Origin of the sequence: Lysinibacillus sp. ZYM-1 (genome assembly GCF_001308875.1) — a bacterium.
Taxonomy (GTDB): domain Bacteria; phylum Bacillota; class Bacilli; order Bacillales_A; family Planococcaceae; genus Lysinibacillus.
The window spans coordinates 1-17174 of sequence record NZ_KQ465129.1; the positions used below are offsets into that span (position 1 = coordinate 1).

The 17174-nt window shown below is 34.6% G+C and carries 20 protein-coding genes and 1 pseudogene; 13 read left to right on the forward strand and 8 right to left on the reverse strand.

Annotated features, from left to right (window positions below; genetic code table 11):
• The first annotated feature begins 511 nt into the window (after positions 1-511).
• Together AO843_RS17130 and AO843_RS17135 are read left to right on the forward strand one after the other, a co-directional pair.
• Complete coding sequence (locus AO843_RS17130) at positions 512-814, forward strand: PadR family transcriptional regulator (protein WP_054612306.1); 303 nt, start codon at positions 512-514, stop codon at positions 812-814.
• Entirely contained in the window at positions 811-1254 is a 444-nt protein-coding gene (locus tag AO843_RS17135) for a hypothetical protein (protein ID WP_054612307.1), read from the forward strand. Before AO843_RS17130 ends, AO843_RS17135 begins: the two co-directional genes overlap by 4 nt.
• Positions 1255-1598: 344 nt before the next feature.
• Here AO843_RS17135 and AO843_RS17140 read toward each other — a convergent pair whose 3' ends face one another.
• The 3 genes from AO843_RS17140 to AO843_RS17150 form a co-directional block, all read right to left on the reverse strand.
• Positions 1599-1799, reverse strand: coding sequence for a cold-shock protein (locus tag AO843_RS17140; RefSeq protein WP_008175097.1), 201 nt, complete (start codon positions 1797-1799; stop codon positions 1599-1601).
• 448 nt (positions 1800-2247) lie between these two features.
• Positions 2248-2808, reverse strand: coding sequence for a DUF4256 domain-containing protein (locus AO843_RS17145; protein ID WP_054612308.1), 561 nt, complete (start codon positions 2806-2808; stop codon positions 2248-2250).
• A gap of 29 nt (positions 2809-2837) precedes the next feature.
• Entirely contained in the window at positions 2838-3128 is a 291-nt protein-coding gene (locus tag AO843_RS17150; protein ID WP_054612309.1) for an RNA polymerase alpha subunit C-terminal domain-containing protein, read from the reverse strand.
• 628 nt (positions 3129-3756) lie between these two features.
• On the opposite strand from AO843_RS17150, the gene AO843_RS24110 reads away from it, so the two are divergent.
• Positions 3757-3924 (forward strand): YjcZ family sporulation protein, encoded by a 168-nt coding sequence (locus AO843_RS24110; RefSeq protein WP_082389509.1) that lies wholly within the window; start codon positions 3757-3759, stop codon positions 3922-3924.
• Positions 3925-4275: 351 nt separating this feature from the next.
• On the opposite strand, the gene AO843_RS17160 is transcribed toward AO843_RS24110, so the two are convergent.
• Positions 4276-4614 carry a hypothetical protein gene (locus AO843_RS17160; protein ID WP_054612311.1) on the reverse strand — a complete coding sequence of 113 codons (339 nt, stop codon included), beginning with the start codon at positions 4612-4614 and terminating at the stop codon, positions 4276-4278.
• Positions 4615-4850: 236 nt separating this feature from the next.
• Here AO843_RS17160 and AO843_RS24885 point away from each other — a divergent pair, with 236 nt between their 5' ends.
• Both AO843_RS24885 and AO843_RS25205 read left to right on the forward strand, forming a co-directional pair.
• Positions 4851-5132 (forward strand): hypothetical protein, encoded by a 282-nt coding sequence (locus tag AO843_RS24885; protein ID WP_054612312.1) that lies wholly within the window; start codon positions 4851-4853, stop codon positions 5130-5132.
• A gap of 9 nt (positions 5133-5141) precedes the next feature.
• Positions 5142-5468: pseudogene (locus AO843_RS25205) on the forward strand (DinB family protein); the annotation flags it as partial.
• Between the two features lie 38 nt (positions 5469-5506).
• Here AO843_RS25205 and AO843_RS17170 read toward each other — a convergent pair.
• Both AO843_RS17170 and AO843_RS17175 read right to left on the reverse strand, forming a co-directional pair.
• Positions 5507-6127 (reverse strand): HAD family hydrolase, encoded by a 621-nt coding sequence (locus tag AO843_RS17170; protein WP_054612313.1) that lies wholly within the window; start codon positions 6125-6127, stop codon positions 5507-5509.
• Positions 6128-6151: 24 nt separating this feature from the next.
• Positions 6152-6547, reverse strand: coding sequence for a pyrimidine dimer DNA glycosylase/endonuclease V (locus AO843_RS17175; protein ID WP_054612314.1), 396 nt, complete (start codon positions 6545-6547; stop codon positions 6152-6154).
• 77 nt (positions 6548-6624) lie between these two features.
• On the opposite strand from AO843_RS17175, the gene AO843_RS17180 reads away from it, so the two are divergent.
• Entirely contained in the window at positions 6625-7086 is a 462-nt protein-coding gene (locus tag AO843_RS17180; protein ID WP_054612315.1) for a GNAT family N-acetyltransferase, read from the forward strand.
• A 143-nt stretch (positions 7087-7229) separates the two neighbouring features.
• On the opposite strand, the gene AO843_RS17185 is transcribed toward AO843_RS17180, so the two are convergent.
• Together AO843_RS17185 and AO843_RS17190 are read right to left on the reverse strand one after the other, a co-directional pair.
• On the reverse strand, positions 7230-7883 hold the full coding sequence (locus AO843_RS17185; protein ID WP_054612316.1) for a copper amine oxidase N-terminal domain-containing protein: 654 nt from the start codon (positions 7881-7883) through the stop codon (positions 7230-7232).
• A 309-nt stretch (positions 7884-8192) separates the two neighbouring features.
• The gene (locus AO843_RS17190) at positions 8193-9965 is read right to left on the reverse strand and encodes an oleate hydratase (protein ID WP_054612317.1); all 1773 of its coding nucleotides are present in this window, start codon (positions 9963-9965) and stop codon (positions 8193-8195) included.
• Between the two features lie 1513 nt (positions 9966-11478).
• Between AO843_RS17190 and AO843_RS17200 the strand changes: the two genes are divergently transcribed.
• The 7 genes from AO843_RS17200 (at position 11479) to AO843_RS17235 (ending at position 17107) form a co-directional block, all read left to right on the forward strand.
• The gene (locus AO843_RS17200) at positions 11479-11796 is read left to right on the forward strand and encodes a hypothetical protein (RefSeq protein ID WP_054612319.1); all 318 of its coding nucleotides are present in this window, start codon (positions 11479-11481) and stop codon (positions 11794-11796) included.
• A 154-nt stretch (positions 11797-11950) separates the two neighbouring features.
• The gene (locus AO843_RS17205; protein ID WP_054612320.1) at positions 11951-12145 is read left to right on the forward strand and encodes a hypothetical protein; all 195 of its coding nucleotides are present in this window, start codon (positions 11951-11953) and stop codon (positions 12143-12145) included.
• A gap of 128 nt (positions 12146-12273) precedes the next feature.
• On the forward strand, positions 12274-12903 hold the full coding sequence (locus AO843_RS17210) for a LysE family translocator (protein WP_054612321.1): 630 nt from the start codon (positions 12274-12276) through the stop codon (positions 12901-12903).
• Positions 12904-13110: 207 nt separating this feature from the next.
• Positions 13111-13536, forward strand: coding sequence for a GNAT family N-acetyltransferase (locus AO843_RS17215; RefSeq protein ID WP_054612322.1), 426 nt, complete (start codon positions 13111-13113; stop codon positions 13534-13536).
• Between the two features lie 108 nt (positions 13537-13644).
• A complete protein-coding gene (locus tag AO843_RS17220; protein ID WP_054612323.1) occupies positions 13645-14586 on the forward strand; it encodes a bile acid:sodium symporter family protein in 942 nt (313 codons plus the stop codon).
• A 739-nt stretch (positions 14587-15325) separates the two neighbouring features.
• On the forward strand, positions 15326-16198 hold the full coding sequence (locus tag AO843_RS17230) for a DMT family transporter (protein WP_054612325.1): 873 nt from the start codon (positions 15326-15328) through the stop codon (positions 16196-16198).
• 405 nt (positions 16199-16603) lie between these two features.
• On the forward strand, positions 16604-17107 hold the full coding sequence (locus tag AO843_RS17235; protein WP_054612326.1) for a DinB family protein: 504 nt from the start codon (positions 16604-16606) through the stop codon (positions 17105-17107).
• Positions 17108-17174 lie beyond the last annotated feature (67 nt).

The window sequence follows — 17174 nt, forward strand, 5'->3', positions numbered from 1 at the left end:
TCCCATAGAAAAACACCTCCGTTGATTGTTTGGTATGCTTATACCCGTTTTTCAACGAAAGGTGTTTTTATTTGTCTCACTTTTCTAGGTCAGTGCGTATACCCGTTTTTCAACGAAAGGTGTTTTTATTTGTCTCACTTTTCTAGGTCAGTGCGTATAGTACCTGGGCTTTTTTGGTATAACAAAATTATTTACTTTGAGTCTTACTAATAAATAAAATCATTGCATAACACATGACGTTTCCACTCTCTGTCGCTAAGACTTGTTGGACAGCTGTAATTACCATTAAAACCATGGCTAGTTTTTGGATAGCCCTTTAAAAACTTTTTTGCTACCACCGTTCTTTACTACGAAAGCAACCATGATTCCCCAGACAAGATGAGTTTTTCAAACTAAAATATTGAACAAAAACTAAATTTATATGGATAATTATTGTATTAATTCAAAATAACAGTTAATATTACGTTATACGTTATATCGCAAAACGTAATATTTTTAAAGGAGGTATTGTATGAAGAAGGATAGATTTTCAGAGCCTTCATTGTTTATTTTAATTAGCCTAGCTGAAAAAGATTGTCATGGCTATGCAATTATGGAGGATATCGAGAAAAACTATGGTATTAAGTTAGGCGCTGGAACTTTGTATGGAGCAATCTCCCGTTTAGAGAAAGCAGGTTATATTCAAGTACTTGAATCAGATGATCGTAAAAAACCATATAGGCTAACGGATACAGGACGTGAATATTTAAGTAATCAAATTAAAGAAATCCAAGCAATAACTACACTCGGAGCAAAAAGGCTAGGGCTTATATGAAGTGGTTAATATATTTGTACCCAAGAAGTTGGAGAATACGCTATGGTGATGAAATTATTGATCTATTAGAACAAAAAGATTGGTCATTCTTTCTTATTATCGATTTACTATGGGGAATAATTGATGCCTGGCATTCTGAAATAAATGAACGACAAGTTTTTGGTATTCGTTTGAGCTATGTATTATTGCTTTTAGGTTTAATTAATATCCTAGTTATTTTACAATACAGAACAACACAGGGGGTTTTTCTATTGGAACAAATTGCTTTAATATTTGCTATGGCATCGTTTTTAATAGCAGTATCTATTTTCGCTGTAAATCTTTTTAAAGAAGGTTTTCAAAATGCTTTTTCAATCAAAACTAAATTATCAAAAATGGGTCTTGGATTTATGGGCTTGTATGTATTGAATTTTATCGTATTTTTAGTAATAGCTAATTAATTCCACTAAGTAATTAATTAATTAATGTAAAAATCCAGGCTCAATTTTATTGGAGTGCCTGTGCAGAAACATGAAAACTTTCTAATTAATTGAACAATAATGGATGAAATTGTGTAGTTAACACACCACTTTTGTCATAAATATAAACTTCTTTTAATCAAACAGCAGCTCAACATGGTTTAGACGCTGCGTCGTTTTATGCTTACCCACTAATTTGAATAATATTATTGTTAACACATTTTAACGCTTTACTCACCGCTCCTAACATATACAAAAAAACCAGGTACTCATAAATGAGCGCCTGGTTATTTCTTACCCTATAAAGGTATTGAAGTCTGCAAATATTAAAGTTTTACGATGTTTGCAGCTTGTGGTCCACGTTGACCATCTTCAATAGTGAATTCTACTTTTTGGCCTTCTTCAAGTGATTTGAAACCTTCACCTTGGATAGCTGAGAAGTGAGCGAAAACGTCTTGTCCGCCTTCTACTTCGATGAAACCAAAACCTTTTTCTGAGTTAAACCATTTTACTGTACCTTGTGTCATTTGAATGACCTCCATTAATTGTATTAAATAAAACCTTACATCTCTAAAGAAAAATTCACATATTACAAAAAGTATCAAAAAAACACGATTACTCTTTGTAATATGTGAATTCATTGCTTCTTTACGACTGATTTTATTAACTTAATTATATTATACAAAATCATATTTGTCTAGTACAAAGTGAAATTTTTTACTATCAACATTTTTTCTAGTTAACATGTCTTAAATTCCAATTTCATTTTTCTGTTCTTTTTCATTAGTGAAAGCCCGTTTATAGGTTTAAATCTTTGCAGCTGGCCCAGTACTTATATATTCAACACTATGTGATTATTATTAAATTATACAATAAAAAACCAGGCACCAAAGAATTGATTACCTGGTTAAATTTTAAAAATCCAATAACTATAAATAATTTTTTCTTTTCCATCCTATTCATAAAAAAACAACACTAAACCCTTAGCGATCCACGAAAACCTCTAGCAGCATAGTAAGAGTCTGCCCCATTGTGATACACGAAGATTGTGTCGTAGCGACGGTCACAGAAGATGGCACCGCCAAGTTTTCGGATTTTTTCAGGGGTTTGGATCCAGCTTGATGTTTTTAAATCGAAATTCCCTAGTTCCTGCAATTCTCGATATTGTGTTTCCGTTAAAAGCTCAATGCCCATGTTTGTGGCCATGTCCATCGCTGTAGTTTCTGGTTTGTGATTTTTTCTTGCTTCCCATGCTTCTCGGTCGTAACATACACTTCTGCGACCTTTTGGACTTTCCACTGAACAATCATAGAACATATATTCATCTGTCTTTGAATCATAATGAACCACGTCTGGTTCTCCTCCTGTTGTTTCCATTTCATGGAGCGACCACAGTTTTTCCGTATTAGCTTCCAGTTTAGTTTGTACTTTCGTCCACTCAAGGTCTTGGTGGCGATTCATATTTTTCTCAAAGCGAGCTTGCAATGTCTGTAATAGTTCCTCGCGTTGTTCTACGGATAATTCTTTATTTGTCATATATGTTTTCTCCCTCACTATAAAATCTTTTATTCTTTAAATGATAACCCGACTTCTTCCAATGAAGATCTCATACTTGGTATGGAGGCTGGTCCAATTCCATGAATTTTTAATATGTCTTTTTCGGTATAGTTGGCTAGTTCTTGCAAGGTATCAATCCCCTCACGAACTAAGGCATTTCTTGCGGGGGAACTGAGTGTTGAAAGGAAACCACTAGTCGGTTTATTTTCCTTATCACAGATAGGGCAACTTGGACAGTCCGTGCTTTTGTAAAATTTATGTCCTTTTTCACAAAACCTTAAACTTTTTTCTGCTTTCAATATCATCCCTCCAACATAAATGCTAATGTTAATATTTTATCATATTTCATTCCTCACTCTATGTACTTCGATTCATAATTTTTCATAGTGCCTGAAGAATCGATAGACCTAGGCTATTTCCTATTGTAATAAAGTAAAATGCGAATTCCCGTATCACTTCCATAAATCGTTTAAAAATCGAAGATCAGCAAGGATGTAAAAATGATGAAGTAATCATCATTGGTTCTTCTTGAGAAATATTAACACATAGAATATTACCCAATACCTTACATCGTTCACAATCTACATAATAATCTGGACGTAAAACTGTTTCTAAAAACATTGCCCATTTTTTGTCTAAGAATTAATCAGGACCCTGTTTGATCACATCAATCAATTTTCCAAGTACTTCCCCATCGTCGACTCGATTGTCGTTTACTAGTTCTTTCCCAGATGTTTGACTTAAAATTCTTTGCGTGACTTTTCCTGTTTCATAAAAACCCTCTTTTCCCCCTTAGACATTCGACAAATAATGGAATTTCCCTCTATTTATGATATTCTTGAAAATAAATCGACTAGTATAGGGTAAATAACATTTCTCTCTCTGCCATTCCAACATATTATAGGGTGTAGAAAGGAGGGATTTTCAATGGGATACGGATACGGAAATGTAGGAAATGTAGGTAATATGAACAACGGCTGTTATTATGGCGGCGACTATGGCAATAACTATAACGGTTCAACTTTCGTGTTAATCGTTGTTCTTTTCATTCTTTTGATTATCGTTGGCGCTACTTTTATGAGTAGAGGATACTAATTTATCCCATTAGCACCTTGATAAAAAATATCCCTTCAAAATAAAATAATGAAAGGGTCACTTATACCAGCCTGGTGACCCTTTTGCTCTTCTGAAAGGAGCGATTCGGCTTTGCAACGTTTTAAATCCAATTTCTTAATGAGAATTATAAAGGGAGTCATTGGAGCCGCTTTACTAACAATTGGTCTCATATTAATCGTTATTACAGTTGACGACACGCTATTCCTCAAAAATGTTTTATTAAGAATTATAGGTGTCAGCAGCATTTTCATGGGTACCCACTTATTACATAGACAATTTCATCCTCGTTCATACAAAAAACTAGGTACTCATAAATAATGAGTACCTAGTTTATTGATTGTTCATTAACATTCTAGCTACTTTATATTCTCCTGCTATCTCTACAGCCATAACACTATCAATATCATTTGTTATGTCCTTGTTTTTTATTTTGTATATAGACGTTCCCCGTTGAAGTTTATAGCCTTCTTGGTGGTTAGAAGGTAGCTCATTTTTTTGGACCTCAATTTTCCCAATTTCTTCGGCAATGTCAAACGGATTTAACGGTTCATTTGTCACAATATAATTGTATCCTTCCCAGTTCAGCACAGGTTCAGCTATACCATTTTTTTCCTGGTTTTGACAAGCTGCTAATAGAATCAGCACCATTACTATCAACCATTTTTTCAAAGATACCCCTCCTTTTAAAAAGATCCAAGTTTTTATTGTGAAACCATTACGATGGTCTATAAAACTAAGTTACCCTATCATATAAATAGTAATGTTAAGCGAAATTCGTTTAACAAGGCATCTCCTGATTTGTTACTGCGAGGCACTTTCATCGAGTGCCTCTTCCATTTTTCGGACATTGAATCACCCACCCCTATTAATTAGTATAGGAGTATTCAAATAAAAGGTGTGAGTCCATGTTAGACTTTATTTTAGAAATTTTATCAGATGCATTTAATGGTCGAACCACTTTACATACAAGCAAAATCGATCACAATATTGAAAGGTTGCGGCAGTATGACTGGTTTGAACAGATCTACCGACATGATCGGTACCGCAGATTATTTTTTGCAAATCGCCACGTCAGAAAATATCTTCAAAGTGATTGGCGTGTGCATCGAATTATAAAGAAAAAACAAGCGCGAGCAAAGTTTATCGATTTTTTAACTAAACAATTGAAAAATCGTCCTTTGAATTAGTAGAAATAACTTCCGACCGAACATTATTACCATCTGGCGATTAAAAATAAAGGGAATCTCCCTGATTATGAATCGCCATTTGAAAATCAGCCATACGCCACACTAGAACCAGAATTATTATTAGCAGAGCCTTTTAGACAAGAATTTATCGAAACAATTCAATCATTCGCTAATGAGGATTTAACAAATATACAAATTGACCGATCAGATGTAGAATACATAAGGAAATTAGGTGATATGTTGCTGAGGATTGCCTATCATGAGTCAGTTCATACTGGCCAATTACTCGATTATTTACGATCTGCGAAAGTAACGATATCGAATATTTGGGATTAATGTTTGAAGGTGTATCACTTAGGTGATACACCTTTTTTCTAAATGAGGGTCAAAATATCCGTCGGTTCCTGTAATACATAATCCGCCTCTTCAAAGCCCTTAGTCGTTTTGGCACCCCATAGGGCAAGGGCAAATTTCGCTCCTGCTTGTTTTGCACATTGCAGATCATATATAGAATCTCCAATATAAATCGCATCTTCTGGGGCAACCTGCAATAATTCCAGACATGCTAACAGAGGCTCTGGGTGAGGTTTATGTTTCTTAGTATCACTGGCACTAATAATCTGCTTGAAATAATCACTGATCCCAAAAGGATCAAACTCATCTGTTACTTCTTGACTTGTTTTCGATGTGACAATGCCCAGCTTTAATGGTTTTCTTGCTAAAGTTTGAATAACCGCTTCAAGATTGGCAAAGATTGAAACTTCATGTGAAAAATCAAGAACGGCTGCAGACCATTTTTGATGAACAGTCTCAATATCGTCGACGTTTAGTCGTTGTAATGTGTCTTTCCCCGGAATTCCGAGGGCAAATCGCAATTCCTCAAAAGGATAGTCTTTTTGGGTTTCTTCACGTAAAGTTCTTTGCAGTGACTGTAAAATCGCCTGTTCTGTATCTAAAATCGTCCCGTCTACATCAAAAATAATTGCCTGTGGCATGAAAATTCCACCTTTCCTATCTTATTAATGATTACTATTCACAAACTTACATAATTGATGATACAAGTCCTCTTCATAATCTTTCTGACCACGTATAAATTTCTCCTTTAAATTATAAAAACAAATGTCAAGATATTCGCCGTTATGATGATGTTTGAAGGGTGACCTTCCTTGGACTGGCCCTAAATCTTCAAAGTATTTATTCATTTTTTCATATGCTCTAATTTGATAGCCACGCTTCTTCATTTCCCCAATGACCTTTTCCGTATAAATAAACAAGTCGTCTTTAGGATACTCGTATATATAATTAATGAGTATATGCTTATCTTCCTTGGCAAATATGCTGTTTAACTCTCGCCATTGTGAAAGTAGTTGTCCTTTTGGTAAAAACGCTATTAAATCCACATGCCATAATCTCATGGCCTCTCCCCTTTCTATTATTCATCCAATAATGTAAAATATTACATAGCGCTAAAACATACTGGAGGTATACTACTATGGAAATAAAAATCGCCACACTCGATGCCATTCCGCAAATCGAGGTGCTATACCAAGAGCTTTTTTCAGATATGTCCATTCTACAACCTAAATATATCAGACCTGCTAAACAAGATGTAAATTTTATTCGCTATACAATCATTGAAGAGGATTCTGATATTTTAATCGCTGAAATAGATCATAAAATTGTTGGCTTTTTACTTTTAAAGGAAATGGCGACTCCTCCCTATACTTGCTTGGTTGAACACAAATATGCTTTTCTGATTGATGTGATAGTTGGAAAGCGATACCAAAGCCAAGGGATTGGATCTGCCTTACTGTTAGAAGCGAAGAAGTGGGCTGATTATCGCAACTTAGATTACTTGGAGCTAAACGTTTTGTCTGGAAATAAAGGTGCCATCGCTTTATATGAAAAACATGGGTTTAAGGATATGAACCATACCATGCGCTTTGAATTATAGAGAAAAAGAGCTATTCAATTCAGCTCCTCCCAAGCTTTGTTGGGCTAACAATTTTTCACAAAAGCTTGTGCACCATCCTTCAGATGAATATAATCAAAAAGTCGCCTATATGATGAGGCGACTTTTTTGGTGTTTATTTCGTTTTATGGCATCGGTTCATAAATATCTTCGCTGAAAGAACCTATTACCCATTGATTATTTCTCTTCGTTATTAAAATTTGCTGAGAAATGTAATTAGATTGATCAGGTATACGCTCGCTACGATAGATATACATATTTGTCTCTTTTGGATAAGAATAATTATAACTTGTTGTATATTGAGACAAATCCGTATAGGTTACGTTTCTCATAATAATTAAATTAATCATTTCATCAGTAAAGTACGGCTTTAAGTATTGTCTTTTTTGAGCAACATTGGATAAATTTTTTACTTTGTTAATCGCTTCATCTAGTAGCTTATAGCCATCCCGATAAAAAAGAGGTTGTGCATAAACAACGAACCGATTTTGCTCTGAATAGGAACTAGCCATCCGAGCATTTTTATTCCAATAAGTACTATGCCCTAATGCATCACCGATAAATCTAATTGGTAAAAAAATGCTTCCATTTTCTAAAAGTAACGAGACATCCATTTGGATTTGATCATTATTGACCTTTAATACCTTTGAGCCAAGTGTCATTTTCATCACAGTCTTGTCCGTGATGACAGTAGCCGTTTTTGTAGCATTATCCCAATTTACCTGTGCCTTTATCTTGTCACCTACAGCTCGTATAGGTGCATGAAGTCTAGCATTCACGACTTTACCATTGTAGATTTCATAATCTTTTTCACTGGCATAGGCAGTACTATTGACAGAACCTACCTGTTATACTACTACCAGCGCTAGTAAACAAATAACTAGTTTTTTCATATTTCCCACTCTTCCATCTAATAATTTTTTAATTATTCGCGTCCAATATATCATATTTTTACTAAAACTAATAGTTTTATTTAATCCCGTTAATTCTTTCTAGGATTGAGATATATGTGCGTTCATAAAAAATAGACAAAGTCCAATTCAAGACTTTGTCTATTGAGTGAGCTGATTTCAACCATTATCACATGTCTATATTAATTTACTTTCTTTCAGCAAATCGTAAATGACCGTATCTTTTGTTTTGTGAATACCTAATTTACCAATTTGTTTTAAGATAAATGGCGCATCGATATCTGTTAACTTTTTGCCATCTAGTAAGCGTGCAGTTGAAGCCAATAAAGTGCGAACATCAAAGGCAGATGCAAATACTTCTGGTACTCCTCGATCAATATTTAATAATTGATACACGGCCTCCATCGCTGTTCTCACGGAATATTCCGTAGTAAAAACTGTATCTCTTGCTGTTTCACTAAAGTTTCCAATGAAGGCTAAATTAGTAGATCCATCTGGCACAACTAATGGACGATCCCCCATTGCTCTTGGCATGAAGTAAGAAGTGATATAAGGCATATAACATGGAATGGTATTACAAGAATTTTGCGCGATATCTGGAATTTCATCAACCGGTACACCCATATGGTACAACCACTCTTGTGCTATCTCAATACCCGTGCATTCCGTGATACTTTTTTTAATAAAATCACCTGGTTTATTTGATAGTAAGCCATAAATCCAAACAACTAATTGGTCTTTTGGCTGATTTTTAAAGTGAGGTTGTCGATTTAACGTATAGCTTAGCATCCAACTAGAATCTGTAGCTGTGACAATCCCTCCTGTCACGACCTTGCCGGCATATGGATCCCTTTTACTAATTTTTTCAATATAAGGAGCCACACGATCGTCTAATGTCGTAAGAGTTGCTGAAACAAACCAGCTTTCTTCTGGAAGATTATCACAGAATTTTTCTGGTCGTCCAAAGTCAGTATCTTGGGCAGCGATGTTTTTCCACAGTGACCAGCTTCCTCCTAAATCATTGCTAATAGGAGCTGGCGTATTATTATCACCGTATGTTGTACTCTCCGTGATACTACCATTTGTCACAAACACTAATTCATTTTCTGTTAGCTCAATATTCTTTTTCATACCATTTTTTCTTAAAACTAACGTATGAGCTACTTTTTTGTCTCCCACATTATCCACCAAAACATTCTCCACAACCGTATTAAATTGAAAATCAACTTGATGACTTTCTAAATATTTAATCATAGGTAGCACTAACGATTCATACTGGTTATACTTTGTAAATTTCAATGCAGATAGATCTGGTAACCCACCAATATGGTGAATGAAACGCATAATATAACGACGCATTTCCATAGCAGAATGCCATTTTTCAAATGCAAACATAGTGGACCAATAGAGCCAAAAATTCGATTCAAAAAATTCTTCCGAGAAAACATCTGTGATTTTTTTATCCTCTAATTTTTCCTCAGGCGTGAAGAATAATCTAATCATTTCTTCTGATGATTGATCTGATAATGTGAATTGCCCATCATCTTGAAGTCTTTGACCTCTATCTTTTATTAATCGACATTTTGAATAATTAGGGTCCTCTTTATTTAACCAATAAAATTCATCTAAAACAGAAGCATCTTCTATTTCTAATGAAGGAATGGAACGGAATAAATCCCATAAGCATTCAAAATGATCTTCCATTTCTCGACCACCACGAATAATAAATCCTCTTGTCGGATTAAGTATGCCATCAAGACTACCTCCTGAAATATCTAACTCTTCAAGAATATGAATGTTCTCACCTTTCATTTGGCCATCACGAATTAAAAAACATGCCGCTGAAAGCGAGGCTAGACCCGAACCAATAAGATAAGCAGATTTTCCATCTACTCCTTCAGGTTTTTTAGGACGTGCGAAAGCTTCATAGTTACCATTGCTGTAATACATAATACCGCCTCCATATTTATTATTCCAATATATAATAACATGAATTACCACAAGAATGGTAAAACGAGCTAATAATTAACAAAAAATTCAAATTCGAAAATTCGCTTTCAATTTAAAGTCCCTTATAATTGGACATAACAACTGATTGTATTTTTATAAATGGATGTCTAAGTATGAAAAATCCTGATTACCCTCTTCGTTTCTACCTTAAAAAGGAAAAAACAATATAACTTTTCGATACTAGATTTGCATAATTATTATATCGAAAAAATCATTTACATCATTCATTTATCTTAATGCCATGTAATATGTTTACCCAATTTTTCGGTACCTCGTTTAAAATTACCCGTAATTTCCGCTAACAAAACAGGACTTCCATTATCTGATCCATGACTTTAATAACGACAGTCCACTTTTATCTGCTTCTTCGCTTAGTCTATTTCGTTTATCCCTTCCGCTCATTACATCAACTCCCAGCTCCATTAGTTTCAACCTTGATTAGTTATTCTATCCCCAATTATGTTAGGTATTGTTAAATTCAGAACCCTATTAAGAAAACTCGTATTGCATTTAGAAAATCTTTAATCATAACACCCATTATCGTGAAACTTTATTATTTTTTTCCCTCAGGCTAATCAGTATAACTTACAGCGTTTAAAAATAGAGATTATGTAGATATTAATTAATAAAATGAAAGGGAAAGTAATGATTTTACATCTACTTTTTTGGATGATCTGTATCATGCATCTTTACAAAAAAGATAAAATGTTATTTTTTTTGTTCGCTCCTTTTTTTAGCGTCGTTGCCTCTCTCATAAATAAACTCGGATTTTATTTTGACTTTTGGGAGGTGCTACCGTTTCCTACTCAAAGAAGTTTCGCTTCAATACCTTTTGATGTAGGAATTTATCCTGTGCTAGCTTGTTACTGTGTTTTTTTCATAAAAAAAACGAACAAACCTTATTTCGTTCTAGTTTTAATGACCTTGCTCACCACTTTTTTAGAATTAGTATTTGTTTTTTTGAAAGAGTAACGTACCGAAACGGGTGGAATATTTATCTTACCTTTCTCTCCTATTTACTTCCTTATTCATTTTTGTATTGGTATTACAGATTTTTACTGAAAATAAGTATCCTAAAATAACCTTCAACTTTCCTTTATGCTAAAAATAAGATTTTATTAAATAAACCCTAATAAACTCTCATAACGCTTCTGCTCAGGGTCACTTCAACCTCCTTGCTTTTACCATATAGTTTTTTAAAATTTCTAATAATGAAGAGGCAATCAACTAGCTATACTAAGTGAACTCAACATATATATAGTAGTGTTAAGCTAAACTAGTTTAACAACCTCCTGATTTGTTACTTAGGGTCACTCCTCACCAAAGTGACCCTTCATATGTTTTACATGACTTACATAAGTTATTTGGAAGGTTCAGTAAAATAAAATTTACAATATATTGAAACATTCCCCATACTACTTTCGTTCTTAAGTTAAAAAGGGGGAGATGTTCAATGGTTGGTATGCTCAATGTTGGAAGCCTTGTCCTAGGATTATTAGCAATATCATTACCAATTGTTAGTCTTGCAAGTAATTCAAAACAAATCCAAAATCATAGATTAATGATTAGCACGCTAAGTCTAAGTGCTTGTGCTATTTCGATAAGTTTCCAGTTATTTTATAATTTTCATCTCGTTAAGATTGAGGATTGGAGTGCTCTTATGGATATCACAAGTAGTTCCGTACTTGCGGTCCAAATATTATTAGTTAGTACGATTCTATTAAATATCCTCGTTGTTATTTTTAAACGAAAAGAAGTAGTAAAAAATTAAGACAGAATCAATGAGTCAAGAAGTACCTCTGTTATTTTTGGAGCTACTTCGTGTTTCACATTGCTCCCCCTCTCGATAGCAACGCCATAAATTCAAATAGTTTGTTTATATGTAGGATTCCATCTAGCATAGAAATAATGAAGGAGGTATATGCATGTCAAAAATTTCGATATATTTAAAGTTGATGATTGGGATTGGAATGATTATTATCCTTACTTCGCTGTTCTTTTTAAAAGACCATCCCTATTATCTATGGATAAGATGGACGGGCAATATGTTGTTTATCGTGGGAATTGTATGGATTCCATTTGCTAATGAAGCTGATAAAAGACATGTAAATACTCGATAAATTCCCTGGCTCTTTCTCCTTTAGAAAATCGACTTGCAAAAATTCTTTCAATAAAAAAATCCTTTTATTTTTTATTCATTTCCTTTAGTATCAATAAGGGCACCCCAAAAAGAGATAGAGGTGCTTAAATGTTTGGTATTATTAATTATGAAATGTTTTTATTAACTGGGATTTTACTGAATCTAATTCCAGGTGCGGACACCATGTATATTATTGGTAGAAGCATTGCTCAAGGAAAAAGAGCTGGTGTATATTCTGTGTTTGGTATTATCACTGGTTCTTTAGTGCATACGTTATTGGTTTCTTTTGGATTATCACTAATCCTGACAAAATCTATTCTATTATTTACGGCCATTAAGATAATCGGTGTGATTTACCTCGCTTATCTAGGAATAAAGATGATACTTGATCAGTCAAATGTCGATTTAGAGGCATCTTCGGGGCCATTAAACTTAAGAAGAATTTATATACAGGGACTTTTCACAAGTCTGACGAACCCAAAGGTTTCTTTATTTTTTATTGCGTTTCTTCCGCAATTCATAGATGTTCACGTATCAGGACCCATTCCGTTCCTCATTTTAGGCCTTACTTTTACAGCAACAGGACTGGTATGGTGTTTATTTGTTGCTTACTTCTCCTCGTATGTGACGTCAAAATTACGGGGCAATCAAAAGTTTGGACGCCTTCTGAATAAGGTAACAGGAATGTTATTTATTTATATGGGGCTGAAATTGCTTCAAACAAAAGCTCCACATTAATACGAAATTTTACAACAATGCCCCCCACGAGCAGCCCTTTCAATTTTGAAGGGCTGTTTTCTTTCATAATCTGCTATAATCTAGAAAAAAGTATTATTGAAATGAAGTGAAAACATGTTACTGTATATGTCCTGGAGCTATGTCATGAAGATCATAAAATAAGACAAGGAAAGGAGCGTGATAAAAAATAAAGGAGCTATGATAATTATGCAAATGAGACAAGCCACTAGTCATGACTATGAAGATATTTTAAACCTTTGGGAACAATCCGTATTAGCAACACATGATTTTTTAAAGTTAGAAGATTTACAGGCCATAAAAAAGGAAATCCCTGCGTATTTCCCCCATCTGGATGTACAACTTTGGTATTTGGATACAGCTTTTATTGGGTTCTCAGCTTACCATAATCATCACTTAGAAATGTTATTTTTAGATCCTCGTGAAATTGGAAAAGGATACGGCAAGCAAATTATTCAACAACTAATCCAAAATTTTGATATCCAATCTGTTGATGTCAATAAAGACAATGAACAGGCAAAAATATTTTACTTAAAAAATGGATTCTCCATTGTCAGTGAATCTCCAACAGATGGTCAAGGTCGCCTCTATCCCATTCTCCATTTACAACGTTAGTCATCAAGCAGAAGTGAACCTTCTGCTTTTTTGTTGTAAATACGCCTATTATGCGGCAGCTACTATTATAATAAAGTTATAAAATCAGATAAAAAAGAAGGTCTTTTCATGTTAGAAAAATTAAATGTATTTCTCCAAAAATACATTGCGATCTTGACACCATTAAGTTTAGTTTTAGGTGTATTATTAGAAAGCATTGGACAAAATTTATTATTCCTCGTATCATGGCTATTTGCATTCATGACATTTTCAGGAAGCTTAAATATGAAATTTAAAGATGTAAAAATCTTTGTGAAGCATCCAGGGCTTATTATCTTCTCCATTATTTTTCTTCACCTATTAATGCCTTTATGGGCTTACTTCTTATCCACTGTTATTTTTGACGACCATTTGTTAACTGTTGGCTTTGTTCTAGCGGTGGCACTTCCAACAGGCGTTACAAGTGTTATTTGGATAAATATTTGCAAAGGAAACTTACCGTTAGGCTTGTCGATTATTTTAATTGATACGCTACTATCTCCATTCATCTTACCTTTAATACTCTTCATCGTATCAGGTGAAAAAATTGAATTAGATGTTGCATCACTTATACTTAATTTAATCTTAATGATTGTCTTACCTACTATTTTAGGTATATTGGTGAATGAACTTTCAAAAGGTGAAGTACCCAAGAAAATCGGCAAGAAGCTTGCGCCATTTTCAAAGCTGTGTTTATTTGCAGTTATTATGATTAATAGTAGTGCAATCTCTCCATACTTAAAAGATTTCAATTTACATCTACTGTTCGTTATACTGTTAGTGTTTCTGATTGCTGTATCAGGCTATGTTTTCGCCTTTTTCATAGGACGCTATTTGCTAAAAGATTATTCATATATGGCTACCTTTGTCTATACTGGAGGCATGAGAAATATTGCCGTTGGCGTTATTGTTGCCACAACATATTTCCCAGGCAAAGTAGCGATGCCTGTCGTTTTCGGTATGTTGTTTCAACAAGTGCTAGCTTCTATTTTTAGTAAAATGGTATTGAAAAGGGCGCCTTTGATTGATTAAAATCAGTCAAACAAAATTCATTTTCTAAGCATATGGAAAGTTTACTTAAGGTGGTGTTTTCTTGAAAAATGACATGATCAAAGTAATTTCTGTTTTTGGCGTAGGCTCCATTTTCGTTTTATTGGTTCCCTTACTCTTTTATTATTTTTTATAGGTTGTCTATCCCCTATCAGAACAAACAAGAAGCCTTTTTTCCAAAGGCTTCTATTTTTATAAATGAGGCACAAAATGCGGAATCTATTTAGCATGAAGACCTCTTTTCCGAATATTAAGTTGCCAACAATTCATAGTATGTTACCATTTAAATAATCCATATTTCAGGGGTGATTTTTATGACTATTAGAACATTGATTAGCTTAGTTAGTGCTTTGGTATTATTTTTATTTGGAGCTTATAGAATCTTTACCAACAACCTAGAATCTATGTCCCTACTAGTAGCCTATATTTTCTTCATTTGCGGATTGACAGGTTTTATTTTTAGTGTTGTAGCATTGTTTAGAACGGCTCGAATTTAGCGTTGCTATTGCATACGGATTTTTACCTATAGCTCACTTGAATAGCCTCTATGAAAGCAATGACTTTTCTTTTATACTGATAAAAAATATCAATAGGATGGTGTGATAAAAATGATGTTTGCTCCATTATTTGAACAGGACGTTCCAACACTTCTTCTTCCTTAACGGTAGAAGCGCTTTTCTCCGTTAAGGACATAGGTGACTATGAAAACGGAGGAAAAAATATGAGAAATAAAGTATTCGGCGCCATCTTTTTATCGCTTGCTGCGAGTATTTGGGGCGCTATGTATGTAGTTGTCAAAGTAGTGGTGGAGGTCGTTCCACCATTGGAGCTTGTTTGGATTCGTTATATGATTGCAGTCTTAGCACTTGGCTTGATTGGCATCGCCATGAAGCAATCTTGGAAAATTGCCAAAAAAGATTGGCTGTTTATTTTTCTTATTGGACTCATTGGGAATACCCTTTCGATTGTTACACAGGAAATGGGCACAATGCTTTCCACTGCTCAGATGGGGGCGATTATTACAGCCACGACACCTGCATTTATGGTTGTCTTTGCCCGTTTGATATTGAAAGAAAACATTACGATGAAAAAATGCTTGTCCATTGTTCTTGCAACGATTGGCGTTTGTGTCATAGTAGGCAATGGTCGAATCGATGTGACCCAACAATTAGGCGGCATCTACTTATTGGTTGCTGCCTTAACATGGGCATTAATGTCTGTGTTCGTGAAAAAAGTACCAAGTCATTACTCACAAATTGTTGTGACAACCTATTCATCTATGATTGCCGTTATACTATTGACACCTTTCGTCATTCCAAGGTTAAAAGATTTGGATCTAACAAGTATTTTACAGCCAACTATTTCGGGTGGCTTGCTATATTTAGGAATTATTTCAACAGCTGTTGGGTTTCTATTGTGGAATAAAGGGCTTCAACTAATGAACGCTTCCAGCGGGGGCTTATTCTTCTTTTTTCAGCCCATTGTTGGCACATTTTTAGGCTGGCTGCTTTTAGATGAGACAATTGGTCTTTCGTTTTGGCTAGGCTCCCTATTCATTTTTAGTGGTGTATTTATGGTCATTCGAGAAGACTAAAAGTAAGTGCGTTTCTATCTTGTATAGAGGCGCACTTTTCTTGCTTCAGACTCTGGCGAATGTCACGAATTTTTCTTGTCATGTCAATACAGCTTGGCTCATATATTGCTACAGCCTGAAGGAGCTGATGATTTGATAACCTTTTTAGGGTCCTTAAAGGAACTATCATTTTTATTGATTCTTATTTCTGCTATGGTGTATCGGAGACAGCTTAAATTAACGAGGTGGAAAAGAAAACTAACGATTGGGGAATGGACTATGTATATCGTTACTTCCATCGCACTTACTATTTATTGCGTACTTTATTTTGTTTTTCTTTTGGGAACATAATTTATAAAATAATAATCCTATAAGCATAAAAATGTATATAATTGGATGAAAGACTTTATTTTTGGGAGGGTTTTTATGTTTCAAACAGTAGAGCATTTTTTACAATCTTGGACATTTGAAGCTACTGCTACGCAGAAATTACTCAATCAACTTACGGATGAATCGCTTCATCAGGAAGTAACTACTGAAAATTGGACTTTAGGACGCATAGCTTGGCATACTGTCACGGCCATTCGAATTATTTCGGCTAATACCAACTTAACGTTCGAAGCGCCAGCAGAAGATTTTCCTGTTCCCACTTCTGCTCAATTTATCGCGGATAGCTATCGTCAAGCGAGCCAGACATTTGTAGAAGCATTAAAAACACAATGGACTGACCAGACGATGCATGAAACGATTGAATTTATTGGTCAATCCATCCCAAACGGCTCCCTCTTATTATTTTTATTGCAGCACCAAAGCCATCATCGTGGACAAATGACTGTTCTAATGCGTCAAGCTGGGTTAACTGTTCCAGGCATTTACGGTCCAGCCAAAGAAGAGTGGGCACAGTTTGGGTTGAAAGCCCCGCAAATGTAAACAAATCTATAAGGCACTATTTATTGACTTTTTTGATAAAATTTGAGGGAAACCTAATTTTTGCGGG